The organism is Serratia nematodiphila DZ0503SBS1 (assembly GCF_000738675.1).
In the GTDB taxonomy this organism is placed as follows: domain Bacteria; phylum Pseudomonadota; class Gammaproteobacteria; order Enterobacterales; family Enterobacteriaceae; genus Serratia; species Serratia nematodiphila.
Genome location: NZ_JPUX01000001.1, coordinates 1,558,521 through 1,572,764, shown reverse-complemented (window position 1 = coordinate 1,572,764; position 14,244 = coordinate 1,558,521). Strand labels below are relative to the sequence as shown.

Below are 14,244 nucleotides of genomic sequence, written 5' to 3'. Positions count from 1 at the left end.
TCGATTAGCTCAAGAATTAATCAGTCAGCACTGGGTCACGGCTGATTCTTTGGGGGCACGCCGGTTTCATGACTATGCTGAAGGGTAACTTCAGCCGGCGATGAACGCCCTCCTCTCGCGCTGCCGCCTTCGGCAGTCAGGAAAGCGGGTGCCTGTTCAGGCATCCCATGAAAAAGGAACTGAAAGATGAAATTACGCCACTCCCTGTTACTGCTGTTGCCACTCTGCACGCTGCCGGCGTTCGCTTCGGCCGCTGAGGACGGCTGCGCCGCCAAAGCGCAAGACATCCAGCAGCAAATTGACTACGCCACCCAACACGGCAACACCCACCGCGTGGAAGGGCTGAAAAAAGCGCTGAGCGAAGTGCAGACTCACTGCACCGAAGCCGGCCTGCAGGCCGAACGCCAGAAAAACATCGCAGAGAAACAGCGCAAGGTCGAAGAACGCCGGCAGGAGCTGAAAGAAGCGCAGCAAACCGGCAAGCTGGACAAGGTCGCCAAAAAGCAGCAAAAGCTGGCCGAAGCGCAGGCTGAATTGAAACGCGCCCAGGCGGAATAATTTTTTTACACCAGCGGATTTATCGATGAGAGCCCCATCACACGGGATTTCTTAAGCATATGGAATTGATGTCTGGTGTTATCTGCTGGTCATCACCCCTTTGCTCCGGCGAAAAAATCCGCTATGTTAAAAGTCTGTCGAAATAAACGTTAAGGAATAATCACATGGCACATGATTCAAATGCAGAAAACTTACGCGCTGAACTGAAGTCCTTAGCCGATACGCTGGAGGAAGTGCTGAACTCCTCCACCGACAAGCCGAAAGCCGAGCTGGAGAAGCTGCGCTCGAAGGCGGAAGGCGCGCTGAAAGAGACTCGCGCTCGCCTGAGCGACGCCGGTGACAAGCTGGCTTCGCAAACCAAACAGATCGCCGGCCAGGCCGACGACTATGTGCGCGACAACCCGTGGACCGGCATCGGTATCGGTGCGGCGGTCGGCGTGGTGTTGGGCGTGCTGCTCGCGCGTCGTTAATCATGGCTGAACAACCGCAAGTGCGCGCGCAGGGCCCCGCCAAAGGGGTCCTGGATATCGGTCAGCGCATCATCACGATCTTGGTCGGCATGGTGGAAACCCGTGTCCGGCTGGCGGTCGTCGAGCTGGAAGAGGAGAAAGCCAACCTCATTCAGCTGCTGATCATGGCCGGTATGACACTGCTGTTCACCGCCTTCGGTTTGATGAGCCTGCTGATCCTGATCTTCTGGGCCATCGATCCGGTCTACCGGCTGGTGGCGCTGGGTGCCACCACTGGCGTGCTGCTGTTTCTGGCCGTGGTCGGCACCATCTGGACGCTGGTCAAGGCCCGTCGCACCACGCTGCTGGGCGCCACGCGCAAGCAGTTGGAACTCGACCGCGCCGAACTGGAGCGCGAGCCATGAGCCGCCGCCGCTACCTGGAATGGAAGAAAGAGAGGCTGATTCGCCAGATCCAGCAACAGCGTCTGGATCTGGCCGAACACAAGTCTTTGTGGCTGGAAAAAACCGAACGCATTGACCGCGGCTGGCAGACCGTTTTTGGCCTGCGCCGCTATCTGGTACTCGGTTCCAGCGTCATGGCGCTGTACGGCATCCGCCACCCCAGCAAGATGATCCGCTGGTCGCGTCGCGCTTTCGGTGCCTGGAGCGCTATCCGACTGTTTAAAAAGACCTTCTCCACCAAGTAAGCCCCGCGTTTTTCCTTCAATCATCCTGTTGCTCTGCCCTCGTTTTTCCCTTAAAACAGCGCCGTTTATCCCGAGGGCTGGGCAACCTGCTGACAAGCGTCAGTTTATTAGCACGCTAAAGATTCAGATTTTTTGAAAAATTACGACAGTTTTACTTGCTAACAACCTGAGCACTTCCCGATTAACATTCACTCCATCAATACGATATGGGCCGGACAGGGTGAGAGACCCGATATACCGCCCGTTGATATGACTACCGCCGAACAGGCACACAAAAACACTTTGGAGTAGATGATGAAAAAATTAGAAGATACAGGTTTGCTGGTTGCTCGTATCCTGATGCCAATCCTGTTTATCGTGGCAGGCTACGGCAAAATGGGTGACGCTTATGCCGGAACCCAACAGTACATGCAATCGATGGGCGTGCCTGGCTTCTTGCTGCCGCTGACCATTCTGCTGGAGTTTGGCGGCGGTCTGGCGATCCTGTTCGGCTTCCTGACCCGCACCGTGGCGCTGTTCACTGCCGGTTTCACCATCCTGACCGCGCTACTGTTCCACACTGACTTTGCGGAAGGCGTAAACCAGCTGATGTTCATGAAAAACCTGACCATCGCCGGCGGCTTCATCGTGTTGGCGGTCGCAGGCCCGGGCGGCTTCAGCATCGACCGTCTTCTGAACAAGAAATGGTAATCTAAACTGTCATTCAGGGCCCGGCATGCCGGGCCCTGTCGTTTTTCACTCGGACACCAAGGAGATTCCCATGGGACAACTCGTCGATGGCGTTTGGCAAGACATCTGGTATGACACGAAATCTACCGGCGGCCGTTTCAAACGTTCAACCGCTCAGTTTCGCAATTGGGTGACCGCCGACGGTCAGCCCGGCGAACACGGCGCAGGCGGCTTCCAGGCCGAAGCGGGCCGTTATCACCTGTACGTTTCTCTCGCCTGCCCCTGGGCGCATCGCACGCTGCTGATGCGCAAATTGAAAGGGCTGGAGCAGATTATTCCGGTCTCGGTGGTGCACCCGCTGATGCTGGAAAACGGCTGGACCTTCGGCCAGGATTTTCCTGAAACCACCGGCGATCCGCTGTATCACGCCGACTTCCTGTACCAGATCTACCTGCGGGCCGATCCGCACTACAGCGGGCGCGTGACCGTGCCGGTGCTGTGGGATAAACAGCGGCAAACCATCGTCAGCAACGAATCCGCCGACATCATCCGCATGTTCAACAGCGCGTTTGACGGCGTCGGCGCTCGGGCTGGGGACTACTACCCGACCGATCTGCGCGGTAAGATCGATGAGCTGAACGGCTGGATTTACGATCAAGTGAATAACGGCGTGTACAAGGCCGGTTTCGCCACCAGCCAGGAAGCCTATGACGAAGCGGTCAACGGGGTATTCAACGCGCTGGAGCGCCTTGAGCAGATCCTGGGGCAACATCGCTACCTGACCGGCGATCGGCTGACCGAAGCCGACCTGCGTCTGTGGACCACGCTGGTGCGTTTCGATCCGGTGTACGTCACCCACTTCAAGTGCGATAAACACCGCATCAGCGACTATCTGAACCTGTACGGTTTCCTGCGCGACATCTACCAGATGCCGGGCATCGCCGAAACGGTCAGCCTGCCGCACATTCGCAACCACTACTACCGCAGCCACGCCACCATCAACCCGCACGGCATCATTTCCATCGGGCCGGCGCAGGATCTGGACGAGCCGCACGGCCGCGACCAGCGCTTCGGCTAAGGCAAAAAAATCCCCTTGCCGCCCGGCAAGGGGATGTCATCCAACCGACGTTAGCGCTGCGCGAACAGGCGCGGAATTTCGCGCAGGAACCAGGCTTTCGCCTCCCCCATGCTGTCGCGCCGCCAGGCCATGATGATATCGGCTTCGCGGCTGTATTCCGGCCCCACCACGCGCAGCCGCCCGGCCTCGATATCTTTCTCCACCATCGGATACGGCATGGTCGCCACCCCCAACCCGGCCAGCAGCGCCAGGCGTTTGTCTTCAATGGTGCTCACCGTCAGGCGCTGTTGCTTGTCCAGCAGCTGTACGGTCAACACCGGGCGCTCGCGGGCGGTATCCGCCACCGCGATGCCGCGGTACTTCACGCGGGTCACCTCGGACAGCGGCTCCGGCTCCTGGTGGATAGGATGATCCGGCGCGGCGACATAAACGCTCATGACCTTGTACAGTTTGCGGGTGTTGATCTCCGACGACGCGCGAAAATGCATGTCCGGCGCGATCACGATGTCGGCGCGCCCCTGTTCCAGCCGCTCCCAGGCGCCCGCCAGCACTTCGGTGAAAATCGACACCTGGGTGTTGGCCTTCAGCGCCAGTTTGTCCACCAGCGGGAACAGCAGGCTCGGCGGCGACAGCGCTTCGCTGACGATGGTCAGGTGGGTTTCCCAACCGCGCGCCAGCGCCTCGGCGTCGGTGGTCAGCTTATCGGCCGCCTCCAGCAGCACCCGCCCGCGCTCCAGCAACATGCGCCCGACGTTGGTGAACTTGGTGCGGTGTCCCGAACGGTCGAACAGCACCACATCCAATTCTTCTTCCAATTTTTGCATGGTGTAGCTGAGCGCCGACGGCACCCGGCCCAATTCGTCGGCGGCCGCGGCGAAACTGCCACGCCGGTCGATCGCGTCCATCACTCTCAGCGCCTCAAGCGTGAGCGCCCGATCTCTGGCCATCACATCCCTCTGTCAGGAAATTTGAATATGCCGACCAGATTAACTGGCTAACAATCCGACGTCCAGATGCTTACCATTTGGATAATGAATTTAGAGAGCCGATTGCCATGATTACATGCAGAACAGCACAACAATGCGGGCAAGCTGACTTTGGTTGGCTGCAGGCTCGCTACACCTTTTCCTTTGGTCACTACTTCGATCCCAAACTGATGGGCTACGCGTCGCTGCGGGTGCTGAATCAGGAGGTGCTGGCACCGGGCGCCTCGTTCCAGCCGCGCACCTATCCCAGCGTGGATATCCTGAACCTGATCCTGCAGGGCGAGGCGGAATACCGCGACAGCGACGGCAACACCGCGCGCGCCAAAGCCGGCGAAGCGCTGCTGTTGGCCACCCAGCCGGGCCTGAGTTACAGCGAACAGAACGTCAGCAGCGATACGCCGCTGACCCGCCTGCAGCTGTGGCTGGACGCCTGCCCGGAACGCAACAACGAGCGGGTGCAGCGCCTGGCGCTGCCGGCGGCAGGCAACTTGCTGCTGGCCTCGCCGGACGGCGCACAGGGCAGCCTGCAGCTGCGCCAGCAGGTTTGGATCCACCATCTCGATCTGCAGCCGGGCGAAGAACAAACGCTGACGATTAACGGGCCGCGCGCCTATTTGCAATCGATTCACGGCACCATCGCAGCTACCGGCGAGCGCCACGAAGCGCAACGCCTGACCTGCGGCGACGGCGCCTTCGTGCGTGAGGAAAACCGCCTGACGATCCGCGCCGAGACGCCGCTGCGCGCGCTGCTGATTGACCTGCCGGTGTAAGCCGGCCGAAAAATGAAAAACCCCGCGCAACGGGCGTTGCGCGGGGTTTTCTTTTGTCGAGGGAGTTGACCGGTAAGCCGGGTTCTGTCGTGGACAGTCATTCCTCTAGGCCAGCAATCGCTCACTGGCTCAAGCAGCCTACCCGGGTTCAGTACGGGCCGTACCATGTGAACCCCTATTTGGCCTTGCTCCGGGTGGAGTTTACCGTGCCACGAACTGTTGCCAGCCGCGCGGTGCGCTCTTACCGCACCCTTTCACCCTTACCTGATCCCGCTTGCGCGGGCCATCGGCGGTTTGCTCTCTGTTGCACTAGTCGTAGGCTTGCGCCTCCCAGGCGTTACCTGGCACCCTGCCCTATGGAGCCCGGACTTTCCTCCCCTCCATCTGTCTCCCCGAAGAGGACGGCAATGAAGCGGCGACTGTCTGGTCAACTCCGGCGCGGATAGTAGCGTCGCGGCGGCGGCAGGTCAACCGCTTTACGGCTGTTGTTGCTCCAGCGCGTGCTTATACAACGCATTTTTCTTCACGCCGTGGATTTCCGCCGCCAGCGCCGCCGCCTTTTTCAGCGGCAGCTCTTTTTGCAGCAGCGCCAGCGTGCGCAGCGCCTCAAGCGGCAGCGCATCTTCCTGCGCCTTGTGGCCTTCGACGATCAGCACCATCTCACCGCGGCGGCGCACTTCATCTTCCTGCACCCACGCCAGCAGCTCGCCCACCGGCGCGCCGTGGATGGATTCCCAGGTTTTGGTCAGCTCGCGCGCCAGCACCACATAGCGCTGCGGGCCCCAGACGGTGACCATGTCCTGCAGGCTTTCCAGCAGGCGGTGGGTGGATTCGTAGAAAATCAGCGTGCGCGGTTCCTCCGCCAGCGCCATCAGCGTATCCTTGCGCCCCTTGGTTTTCGCCGGCAGGAAACCTTCGTAGCAGAAACGGTCGGAGGCGACGCCCGCGGCACACAGCGCGGTAGTGGCGGCACAGGCGCCCGGCAGCGGCACCACGCGAATGCCGGCCTCGCGGCAGCGGCGCACCAGGTGATAACCGGGATCGTTGATCAGCGGCGTGCCGGCGTCGGAAACCAGCGCAATGCTTTGGCCTTCCTGCAGTTTCGCCAGCAGCTGCTCGGCCTTTTGCTGTTCGTTGTGATCGTGCAGCGCGAACAGACGCGCGTTGATCGCGAAGTGTTGCAACAGCAATCCGGTATGGCGCGTATCTTCCGCCGCGATCAGATCAACGCTTTTCAGTACCTCTAACGCACGGTGGGTAATATCGCCCAGATTGCCGATGGGGGTGGGCACCACATACAGCGTTGATGCAGAAATGACTGATTGTTGGTGTTGATTCATTGTTTCATCCGGGTTGCCGATTTAATATTGAGCATCTTGAAAAAAACATCACTGGATACAGTATGCTTTCCTCAACATTCGTTCGTACCAAAGCAGGGCGTTCCAAGCCTGTCCGACTGACCGCAGTCATCGCCGCCGCCCTTTTCCTGGCAGGCTGTCCAAGTCGGGCCCCGCAAACGCCGCCCGCCAATATACAGGACGAAGCGAGCGCCAGCTCCGATTACTACCTGCAGCAGTTGCAGCAAAGCAGCGATGATAACAAGGCTGACTGGCAATTACTTGCTATTCGCGCCTTGCTGCGTGAAGGAAAACTGCCGCAGGCCGGCGACCAGTTGAATCAACTGCCGAAAAATCTCAGCGGTGCGCAGCAGACCGAACGCCAGTTGCTGACCGCCGAACTGCAGATCGCCAACAAGAGCTACGTCAGCGCCCGCAGCACGCTGGGCCACCTGGACAGCGGTGCGCTGTCGCCGAATCAGAAGGTGCGCTACTACCAGGCGCAGATCGCCGCCAATCAGGGCAAAGCGTCGCTGCCATTGATCCGCGCCTATATCGCCCAGGAGCCGCTGCTGACCGGCAAGGCGCACCAGGACAATCTGGATCAAACCTGGCAGGCGCTGCTGCAGCTGACGCCGCAGGAGATGAACAGCCTGGTGATCAACGCCGACGAGAATGTGCTGCAAGGCTGGCTGGATCTGCTGCGCGTCTATCAGGACAACAAGCAGGATCCCGATCTGCTGAAGGCCGGCATCAAAGACTGGCAGAACCGTTATCCGAAGAACCCGGCGGCCAAAACGCTGCCGGCTCGCCTGAATCAGGTGCTGAACTTCACCCAGGCCTCCACCTCGAAAATAGCCCTGCTGCTGCCGTTGAACGGCCAGGCGAAAGTGTTCGCCGACGCCATCCAGCAAGGCTTCGAAGCGGCGAAAAACGGCGGTTCCATGCCGGCGCCGCAGCCTCAAGCCGCGCAACCGGCCAGCACGCCGGCCCAAACGGCGCCGGCCGATCAGGCCGCTACGGGTGACATCAACGCCAACGGCGCGGTCAGCCCTTCGGCGCAAGAGAGCCAGCCAGCCGTCACCGCCGCGCAACCCGCTGCGCCGTCCAGCGCGCCGATAACGCCGCTGCAGGCCGCCAACGCGCAGGTCAAAGTGTACGATACCACCAGCCAACCGCTGGCCGCCTTGCTGAGCCAGGCGCAGCAGGATGGCGCCACCCTGGTGGTCGGCCCACTGCTGAAAGAGAACGTCGATCAGTTGTCCGCCAGCACCACCACGCTGAACGTGCTGGCGCTCAACCAGCCGGAAACGCCGAAGGACAACCTGAACATCTGTTACTTCGCCCTGTCGCCGGAAGATGAAGCCCGCGACGCCGCCCGCCACATCTGGGAACAGCAGAAGCGTCAACCGCTGCTGCTGGTGCCGCGCGGCGCCTTCGGCGATCGCGTCGCCAGGGCCTTTAACCAGGAATGGCAGAAGCAAGGCGGGCAAACCGTGCTGCGCCAGGACATCGGCTCCGCCGGCGAGCTGCGCCAAATGGTGAACAGCGGCGGCATCCGCATGACCGGTACGCCGATGTCGAGCGCCCCGGCGCCGCAGAGCGTCACCATCGCCGGGCTGACCATTCCTGCGCCGCCGAGCGACGTGCCCGCCGCCACCGGCGGCAGCGTCGACGCGGTGTACATCGTCGCCACGCAGTCTCAGCTGACGCTGATCAAACCGATGATCGACATGGCCACCAGCTCGCGCGGCAAGCCGGCGATGTACGCCAGCTCGCGCAGCTACCAGGCCGGCGCCGGCCCGGACTTCCGTCTGGAAATGGAAGGCCTGCAGTTCAGCGATATCCCGCTGCTTGCCGGCTCAAACCCTCAGCTGCTGCAGCAGGCCAGCGCGCGTTTCCGCAACGACTACTCGCTGGTGCGCCTGTATGCGATGGGGATGGATGCCTGGACATTGGCCAACCACTTTGCTGAAATGCGCCAGCTGCCGGGCTTCCAGGTTTCCGGCACCACCGGCACGCTGAGCGCGTCGCCGAACTGCGTGATCAACCGTAAGCTGCCTTGGCTGCAATACCGTCAGGGTACGGTCGTTCCAGTCTCTTGAACCCACGCGCCTCAGGGGCGGGCTATGAGTTACTGGCCCGCCGTCACCTGGAACACGCCGGGCTCACCTTCTGCGCCGCCAATGTCGCGGTGCGCGGCGGTGAGCTCGACCTCATCATGCGCGACGGCACCACCTGGGTGTTCGTCGAAGTGCGCTACCGCCGCAACGACGCCTTCGGCGGCGCGGCCGCCAGCGTCACCTTTCGCAAACAACAGCGGTTGCTGCACGCCGCCGCCGTCTGGCTGGCGGGGCGCGGAGCCAGTTTTGACACATCATCTTGCCGTTTTGATGTTTTGGCCATTACCGGTAGCCAGTTAGAATGGATACCCAACGCCTTCAATACGGATTAATCGGGGTTTTGCGGCGCAGACCGGCCCTTTGACTTAGTGGATTAATACAACGTGCTGGATAGAATTAAAGTCTGTTTCACCGAAAGCATCCAAACCCAGATCGCGGCGGCGGAAGCACTGCCGGACGCCATTTCCCGCGCTGCGATGACGCTGGTTCAATCCTTACTCAACGGCAACAAAATCCTGTGCTGCGGCAACGGCACCTCGGCGGCCAACGCGCAGCACTTCGCCGCCAGCATGATCAACCGTTTTGAAACCGAGCGCCCCAGCCTGCCGGCCATCGCTCTCAACGCCGACAACGTGGTGCTGACGGCAATCAGCAACGATCGGCTGCACGACGAAGTGTACGCCAAGCAGGTGCGTGCGCTCGGGCACACCGGCGACGTGCTGCTGGCGATTTCCACCCGCGGCAACAGCCGTGATATTGTGAAGGCGGTCGAGGCGGCCGTGACGCGCGATATGACCATCGTCGCACTTACCGGCTACGACGGCGGCGAGCTGGCCGGGCTGCTCGGCCAGCAGGATGTCGAAATCCGCATCCCGTCGCACCGCAGCTCGCGCATTCAGGAAATGCATATGTTGACCGTAAACTGCCTGTGCGACCTGATAGACAATACGTTATTCCCCCACCAGGACGATTAAGGAACTGAGATGAAGCTAAAAGCCACATTTGCAGTGCTGTCCAGCGCCCTGCTGTTGCAAGGCTGTATCGCCGGCGTCGTCGTCGGCAGTGCGGCCGTCGCCACCAAAACCGCCACCGACCCGCGCAGCGTAGGGACCCAGGTGGATGACGGCACGCTGGAAGCCAGGGTCGAAAGCGCCCTGAGCAAAGACCAGCAGTTGAAGAAAGAGGCCCGGGTGGTCGCCACCGCCTATCAGGGCAAGGTGCTGTTGACCGGCCAGTCGCCTAACGCCGATCTCACCGCGCGCGCCAAGCAGATCGCCATGGGCGTGGAAGGCACGACCGAAGTGTATAACGAAATCCGTCAGGGCACGCCGGTCAGCCTGAGCACCGCGTCCTCCGACACCTGGATCACCACCAAGGTGCGTTCGCAGCTGCTCACCAGCGATACGGTGAAATCGTCCAACGTGAAGGTCACCACCGAAAACGGCGAAGTGTTCTTGCTGGGCCTGGTCACGCAGCAGGAAGGGCAGTCGGCGGCGCAGATCGCCAGCCAGGTCAGCGGCGTGAAGCACGTCACGACCGCCTTTACCTACGTGAAATAATCCGCCTGGCGGGAGCGGCGCCGTGCCGTTCCCGCCCGTTTAATCCAGCTTGTTCTCGCGTAAAAACGCTTCCCCGCCCAGTTGCCGCATCTGCCGCATGATCCACTGTTGACGCTGCACCACATAGCCGGACGGCGCATCGGCCCTGAAGCGATGCGGATTCGGCAATACCGCCGCCAGCAGCGCCGCTTCGGCCGCGCTCAGGCGCTTGGCCGGCTTATGGAAAAAGCGCTGTGAAGCCTCTTCCACGCCGAATACCCCATCGCCGAACTCGACGATGTTCAGATACACCGTCAGAATGCGCCGCTTGGTCCACACCAATTCGATGCCGGACGTCAGCCCGGCCTCCAATCCTTTGCGCAGCCAGCTGCGGCCATCCCACAAAAACAGGTTCTTGGCGGTTTGCTGCGACAGCGTGGACGCGCCACGGATGCGCGTCGGGCGCTTCTCGTTGTGGCTGAGCGCCTTTTCAATGGCCGCCACGTCGAAGCCCCAATGGTCTGGAAACTTCTGATCTTCCGCCGCCATCACCGCCAGCGCCATTTGCGGCGAGATGTCGTCCATCGACACCCAGTCCGAATGGGCGACATAGCCGAAGTCGCCGCTCAGCCAGGCGCTGACCTGCCGTTCCATCATCACGGCGGAAAACGGCACCGGCAGGAAGGCGAAGAGCACAATGCCCAGCGCCCACAGGCCGATAATCGCGATGACGCCTCGCTTCAGCCAATACCACGGGCGCAGCCGCCGCCATCCGACGAGCGATTTTCTCATTCAGCCAGTTCCAGCACCCGCGCCACCAGCTTATCGATGCCCAGGGCCGCCTGCGCGATAGACGGCGCCAGCATATAGGCCGGCGTGGTCACGATCTTATGTTCGCTGTCCACCACGATGTCGTCCACCGGGCAAATCACCGGTTCGCCGCCCATGGCGTCAATCACTTCCCCCAGATCCGGATCGTTGCCAATGGTCAGCCGCGCTTGTTGATCCAGCAGTTTCGGCAACAGCGCCGGCGCGATGCACATCAGGCCAATTGGTTTGTTGGCCTTATGCATCTCGCGCGTCAGGCGCGCCAAATCTTCATCGACCCAACATTCCGCGCCGGCTTCGGCGAAATTGCTGAGGTTCTTGGCGGCGCCAAAGCCGCCGGGCACGATCAGCGCATCCAGCTGCGCGGCCTCCGCCAGCGCCAGCGGCTGCACCGCACCGCGGGCAATGCGCGCCGATTCAATCAGAACATTGCGCGACTCCGCCATCTCCTCACCAGATAAGTGATTAATAACATGGCGTTGTGGTTTATCAGGCGCCAAGCACACCGCCTGGGCGCCGGCACGATCCAACGCCAGCAGCGTCAGCACCGCTTCATGGATCTCCGTACCGTCATAAACGCCGCTGCCGCTGAGGACTACACCCACCTTTTTCATCACTCTTACTCCTGTCGCTGCTGTCAACTGGTTCGTGCTCGGAGTTGACAAACACTAATCTACATCACACATTTTAATGAATCTTCTAACAAGAGCGCTTACATTTGCTATGTTGTTGGCTGTATGATGTTTAGGAATTCGCAACAACCTGCTCGACCAGAACACTGAAACCAATACGCAGGTTCACAATTTCCCTGGTGTTGGCGCAATATTCGCGCACCCCGGCTTAGGTCGGGGTCATTTTTTTTCAGCGTTCTCAACCCAAGCCCGCAGTACCTGCACGTCGTTGCGCCACTCTTGTTTCAGCTCATCCACCCAATCCTGCACGTTATCCCACCAGGCCGGCAGCGTCGGCGTTTGAATCTGCTGCGCCAGCTGCTGCAGATGGCGCAGACCGACCGAACCGGCGGCGCCCTTGATCTTATGCCCTTCCTCAGTGATGCCTTTCTGATCGCGCGCCGTCATGTTGGAGTCCAGCACCGCCAGATAGCCCGGCATCATCTGTTCGAACATCTCCAGACTTTGGTGGATCAACTGCGGGCCAACCAGATCCATGTACTGTTCCAGCATCGCGGTATCGAGTAACGACTCATTAATCTGCATCGCCTTGTGCTCCGTTTTCTTTGAAGTGTGAGAAGGTTGATGATCCCAATAGTGTTTGATGACCTTGGTCAGCGCCGGCACCGACAGCGGCTTGCTCAGCACATCGTCCATGCCCGCCTCGAGATACTCTTTTTTGTCTTTCAGCACGTTAGCGGTCAGGGCCACCAATGGCGGCAGCGCCTGCCCGGCATAGCGCTCGCGCAGCGCCCGGGCGATGTCCAGCCCGGTCATGTCCGGCAGTTGGATGTCCAGCAGCACCAGATCGAACTCGTCCGGATCGAACATCGCCAGCGCATCGTGGCCGTTCATCGCCACGTCGACGCTGTTGCCCAGCTTCTCCAGCACCGAGCGCGCCACGATCACGTTCAGTTCGATATCCTCCACCAGCAGGATGTGCAGCGCCGGCAACGGCAGCGCCTCTTCTTCCGGCGCCGCGCTGACGGCTTCCTGCACCGCCGGCGCCTTGATGGTTAAGGTAAAGCAAGAACCGTGCCCTTGTTCGCTGCGCACGGTAATGTCGCCGCCCATGCTCTGCGCCAGCCGCTTGGAGACCGCCAGCCCGATGCCGGTGCCGGTGGCCGGGCGGCCGCCGCGCTGATCTTTCACCTGGTAATACATGGCGAAGATCTTGTCCTGCTCGTCCTGCGGGATGCCCATGCCCGAGTCTTCCACCTCGAACACCAGCTTCTCCTGCGCCTCGCGCCGCACGCGCACCACAATTTGCCCCTGCTGGGTAAATTTCACCGCGTTGCCGATCAGATTCCACAGGATCTGCCGCAGGCGGGTGCCGTCGGTCACGATCTGCTGCGGCAGCGGCGTCTGCGGCTCCATGACGAACTGCAGCCCTTTCGGCTGCGCCAGCAGGCCCGAGAGGTTCTCCAAATCCGCCAGGAAACCGGTGAAGTCCACCGGCTGGTTGTCGAGCTGCACCTTGCGCCGCTCGAGCTTGTCCATTTCGATAATGTCGTTGAAGATATTGCCGAGGGTGATGGCGCTGACGTGGATGGTCTTCAGGTATTTCAGCTGCTCGTCGTTCAGCTCGGTATCGAGCAGAATGCGGCTCAGGCCGACGATGCCGTTAAGCGGCGTACGCAGCTCGTGGCTGATGGTGGAGATAAAGGTGGTCTTCTCCCTGCTGGCGTTCTCCAGCGCGTCCTGATAGCGCTTACGCTCGGTAATATCGCGGCCAAAGCCCATCAGCCCGTGGCGTTTGCCCACCCGGTCGTAAAACGGCACCTTGCGCAGCTCGAAACAGGCCTTGCGGCCATCGGGATACACCAACCACTGTTCGTAGGTCAGCGAGACGTTGTGGCGGAACACCTTCTCGTCGGTTTCGATCACCTTTTCGGCGATCTCCTGGCCGTAGACGTCGAACGGCGTCAGGCCGATCAATTGCTTCTCGCTCTTGCCGGTCAGCAGCTCCATCGCGCGGTTGCAGCCGGAAAACTCTTTGTCTTCGTTGCGGTAGTAGACCAGATCCGGCGAGGCATCGAGGAAGGAACGCAACAGCGCCGATTGCTGGCCCAGCTCAATCTGCGCCTGCTCGCGCTGTTCCATCTCTTCCGTCAGCTTTTCCATCACCTGCAGGCGCTCTTCTTCCGCCTTGATACGGTCGGCGATCTCCTGATTCAGCTGGCTGATATTGTCTTTGAGCTGCTGATTAAGCTCCAGATCGCGGTGGCGCATCTCTTCCAGCTTGTCCACCAGCCGCGCCAGCCGTTGGCGCGACTCTTCCAACTGTTCCACCACCACCGAGAGAAAATAGACCGCCCACGGGGTGATCAACAGGCCAAAGAAGATCGAACGCACCACGTCGATGCTTTCCACTTCGCCGCGCAGCAGCATGGTCACCGCCATCTGCACCACCATCGCCAGCACCACCAGCGCCGAGGCCAGCAGCAGCGAGAAGCGCACCAACCCCAGTTTCACCATTAAATCAACGTAGTACTGGGCCAACACCCGGATTTGCTTCATAGCGGCTC

16 protein-coding genes and 1 other RNA gene are annotated in these 14,244 nt (G+C 60.8%); 11 read left to right on the top strand and 6 right to left on the bottom strand.

What is annotated here, in order from left to right:
* The first annotated feature begins 186 nt into the window (after nt 1-186).
* From JL05_RS07230 to JL05_RS07205, 6 genes are all read left to right on the top strand, one after another.
* Entirely contained in the window at nt 187-558 is a 372-nt protein-coding gene (locus tag JL05_RS07230) for a DUF1090 domain-containing protein (protein ID WP_033632022.1), read from the top strand.
* Nucleotides 559-722: 164 nt separating this feature from the next.
* Nucleotides 723-1,028, top strand: coding sequence for an ElaB/YgaM/YqjD family protein (locus tag JL05_RS07225; RefSeq protein WP_004937125.1), 306 nt, complete (start codon nt 723-725; stop codon nt 1,026-1,028).
* Nucleotides 1,029-1,030: 2 nt separating this feature from the next.
* A complete protein-coding gene (locus JL05_RS07220) occupies nt 1,031-1,432 on the top strand; it encodes a phage holin family protein (RefSeq protein ID WP_015379160.1) in 402 nt (133 codons plus the stop codon).
* Entirely contained in the window at nt 1,429-1,716 is a 288-nt protein-coding gene (locus JL05_RS07215) for a YqjK-like family protein (RefSeq protein WP_021505098.1), read from the top strand. The genes JL05_RS07220 and JL05_RS07215 overlap by 4 nt, the downstream gene beginning before the upstream one ends.
* A 294-nt stretch (nt 1,717-2,010) precedes the next feature.
* Nucleotides 2,011-2,406, top strand: coding sequence for a DoxX family protein (locus tag JL05_RS07210; protein WP_004937119.1), 396 nt, complete (start codon nt 2,011-2,013; stop codon nt 2,404-2,406).
* A 70-nt stretch (nt 2,407-2,476) separates the two neighbouring features.
* On the top strand, nt 2,477-3,463 hold the full coding sequence (locus JL05_RS07205; RefSeq protein ID WP_004937116.1) for a glutathione S-transferase family protein: 987 nt from the start codon (nt 2,477-2,479) through the stop codon (nt 3,461-3,463).
* Nucleotides 3,464-3,513: 50 nt separating this feature from the next.
* On the opposite strand, the gene JL05_RS07200 is transcribed toward JL05_RS07205, so the two are convergent.
* Nucleotides 3,514-4,410: a LysR family transcriptional regulator gene (locus tag JL05_RS07200; RefSeq protein WP_004937113.1), complete on the bottom strand. Its 897-nt coding sequence runs from the start codon at nt 4,408-4,410 to the stop codon at nt 3,514-3,516.
* Nucleotides 4,411-4,517: 107 nt separating this feature from the next.
* On the opposite strand from JL05_RS07200, the gene JL05_RS07195 reads away from it, so the two are divergent.
* Complete coding sequence (locus JL05_RS07195; RefSeq protein ID WP_004937111.1) at nt 4,518-5,219, top strand: pirin family protein; 702 nt, start codon at nt 4,518-4,520, stop codon at nt 5,217-5,219.
* A 57-nt stretch (nt 5,220-5,276) separates the two neighbouring features.
* Here the strand turns inward: JL05_RS07195 and rnpB are convergent.
* An RNA gene (rnpB, locus tag JL05_RS24395) (RNase P RNA component class A) lies at nt 5,277-5,654 on the bottom strand.
* 41 nt (nt 5,655-5,695) lie between these two features.
* Nucleotides 5,696-6,559, bottom strand: a complete 864-nt coding sequence (rsmI, locus tag JL05_RS07190) for a 16S rRNA (cytidine(1402)-2'-O)-methyltransferase (protein WP_015379162.1) — start codon at nt 6,557-6,559, stop codon at nt 5,696-5,698.
* Nucleotides 6,560-6,621: 62 nt separating this feature from the next.
* Between rsmI and JL05_RS07185 the strand changes: the two genes are divergently transcribed.
* From JL05_RS07185 to dolP, 4 genes are read left to right on the top strand one after another with little or no spacing between them, the layout of a single operon-like run.
* The gene (locus tag JL05_RS07185; RefSeq protein WP_015379163.1) at nt 6,622-8,661 is read left to right on the top strand and encodes a penicillin-binding protein activator; all 2,040 of its coding nucleotides are present in this window, start codon (nt 6,622-6,624) and stop codon (nt 8,659-8,661) included.
* Nucleotides 8,658-9,011: a YraN family protein gene (locus tag JL05_RS07180; RefSeq protein ID WP_134942552.1), complete on the top strand. Its 354-nt coding sequence runs from the start codon at nt 8,658-8,660 to the stop codon at nt 9,009-9,011. The genes JL05_RS07185 and JL05_RS07180 overlap by 4 nt, the downstream gene beginning before the upstream one ends.
* Before the next feature lie 51 nt (nt 9,012-9,062).
* Nucleotides 9,063-9,653 (top strand): DnaA initiator-associating protein DiaA, encoded by a 591-nt coding sequence (gene diaA / locus JL05_RS07175; protein WP_004937103.1) that lies wholly within the window; start codon nt 9,063-9,065, stop codon nt 9,651-9,653.
* 9 nt (nt 9,654-9,662) lie between these two features.
* The gene (gene dolP / locus JL05_RS07170) at nt 9,663-10,238 is read left to right on the top strand and encodes a division/outer membrane stress-associated lipid-binding lipoprotein (RefSeq protein WP_021505102.1); all 576 of its coding nucleotides are present in this window, start codon (nt 9,663-9,665) and stop codon (nt 10,236-10,238) included.
* Nucleotides 10,239-10,277: 39 nt separating this feature from the next.
* Here dolP and mtgA read toward each other — a convergent pair whose 3' ends face one another.
* From mtgA to arcB, 3 genes are all read right to left on the bottom strand, one after another.
* The gene (mtgA, locus tag JL05_RS07165) at nt 10,278-11,009 is read right to left on the bottom strand and encodes a monofunctional biosynthetic peptidoglycan transglycosylase (protein ID WP_033632020.1); all 732 of its coding nucleotides are present in this window, start codon (nt 11,007-11,009) and stop codon (nt 10,278-10,280) included.
* Nucleotides 11,006-11,659 (bottom strand): isoprenoid biosynthesis glyoxalase ElbB, encoded by a 654-nt coding sequence (gene elbB, locus JL05_RS07160; protein WP_015379166.1) that lies wholly within the window; start codon nt 11,657-11,659, stop codon nt 11,006-11,008. Before elbB ends, mtgA begins: the two co-directional genes overlap by 4 nt.
* Before the next feature lie 237 nt (nt 11,660-11,896).
* Complete coding sequence (gene arcB / locus JL05_RS07155) at nt 11,897-14,236, bottom strand: aerobic respiration two-component sensor histidine kinase ArcB (RefSeq protein ID WP_015379167.1); 2,340 nt, start codon at nt 14,234-14,236, stop codon at nt 11,897-11,899.
* Between the last annotated feature and the right edge of the window lie 8 nt (nt 14,237-14,244).

Bases quoted from the DNA above. Each gene is read 5' to 3' on its own strand.
- JL05_RS07230 (WP_033632022.1), top strand. From the start codon at position 187: ATGAAATTACGCCACTCCCTGTTACTGCTGTTGCCACTCTGCACGCTG.
- JL05_RS07225 (WP_004937125.1), top strand. From the start codon at position 723: ATGGCACATGATTCAAATGCAGAAAACTTACGCGCTGAACTGAAGTCC.
- JL05_RS07220 (WP_015379160.1), top strand. From the start codon at position 1,031: ATGGCTGAACAACCGCAAGTGCGCGCGCAGGGCCCCGCCAAAGGGGTC.
- JL05_RS07215 (WP_021505098.1), top strand. From the start codon at position 1,429: ATGAGCCGCCGCCGCTACCTGGAATGGAAGAAAGAGAGGCTGATTCGC.
- JL05_RS07210 (WP_004937119.1), top strand. From the start codon at position 2,011: ATGAAAAAATTAGAAGATACAGGTTTGCTGGTTGCTCGTATCCTGATG.
- JL05_RS07205 (WP_004937116.1), top strand. From the start codon at position 2,477: ATGGGACAACTCGTCGATGGCGTTTGGCAAGACATCTGGTATGACACG.
- JL05_RS07200 (WP_004937113.1), bottom strand. From the start codon at position 4,410: ATGGCCAGAGATCGGGCGCTCACGCTTGAGGCGCTGAGAGTGATGGAC.
- JL05_RS07195 (WP_004937111.1), top strand. From the start codon at position 4,518: ATGATTACATGCAGAACAGCACAACAATGCGGGCAAGCTGACTTTGGT.
- rsmI (WP_015379162.1), bottom strand. From the start codon at position 6,559: ATGAATCAACACCAACAATCAGTCATTTCTGCATCAACGCTGTATGTG.
- JL05_RS07185 (WP_015379163.1), top strand. From the start codon at position 6,622: ATGCTTTCCTCAACATTCGTTCGTACCAAAGCAGGGCGTTCCAAGCCT.
- dolP (WP_021505102.1), top strand. From the start codon at position 9,663: ATGAAGCTAAAAGCCACATTTGCAGTGCTGTCCAGCGCCCTGCTGTTG.
- mtgA (WP_033632020.1), bottom strand. From the start codon at position 11,009: ATGAGAAAATCGCTCGTCGGATGGCGGCGGCTGCGCCCGTGGTATTGG.
- elbB (WP_015379166.1), bottom strand. From the start codon at position 11,659: ATGAAAAAGGTGGGTGTAGTCCTCAGCGGCAGCGGCGTTTATGACGGT.
- arcB (WP_015379167.1), bottom strand. From the start codon at position 14,236: ATGAAGCAAATCCGGGTGTTGGCCCAGTACTACGTTGATTTAATGGTG.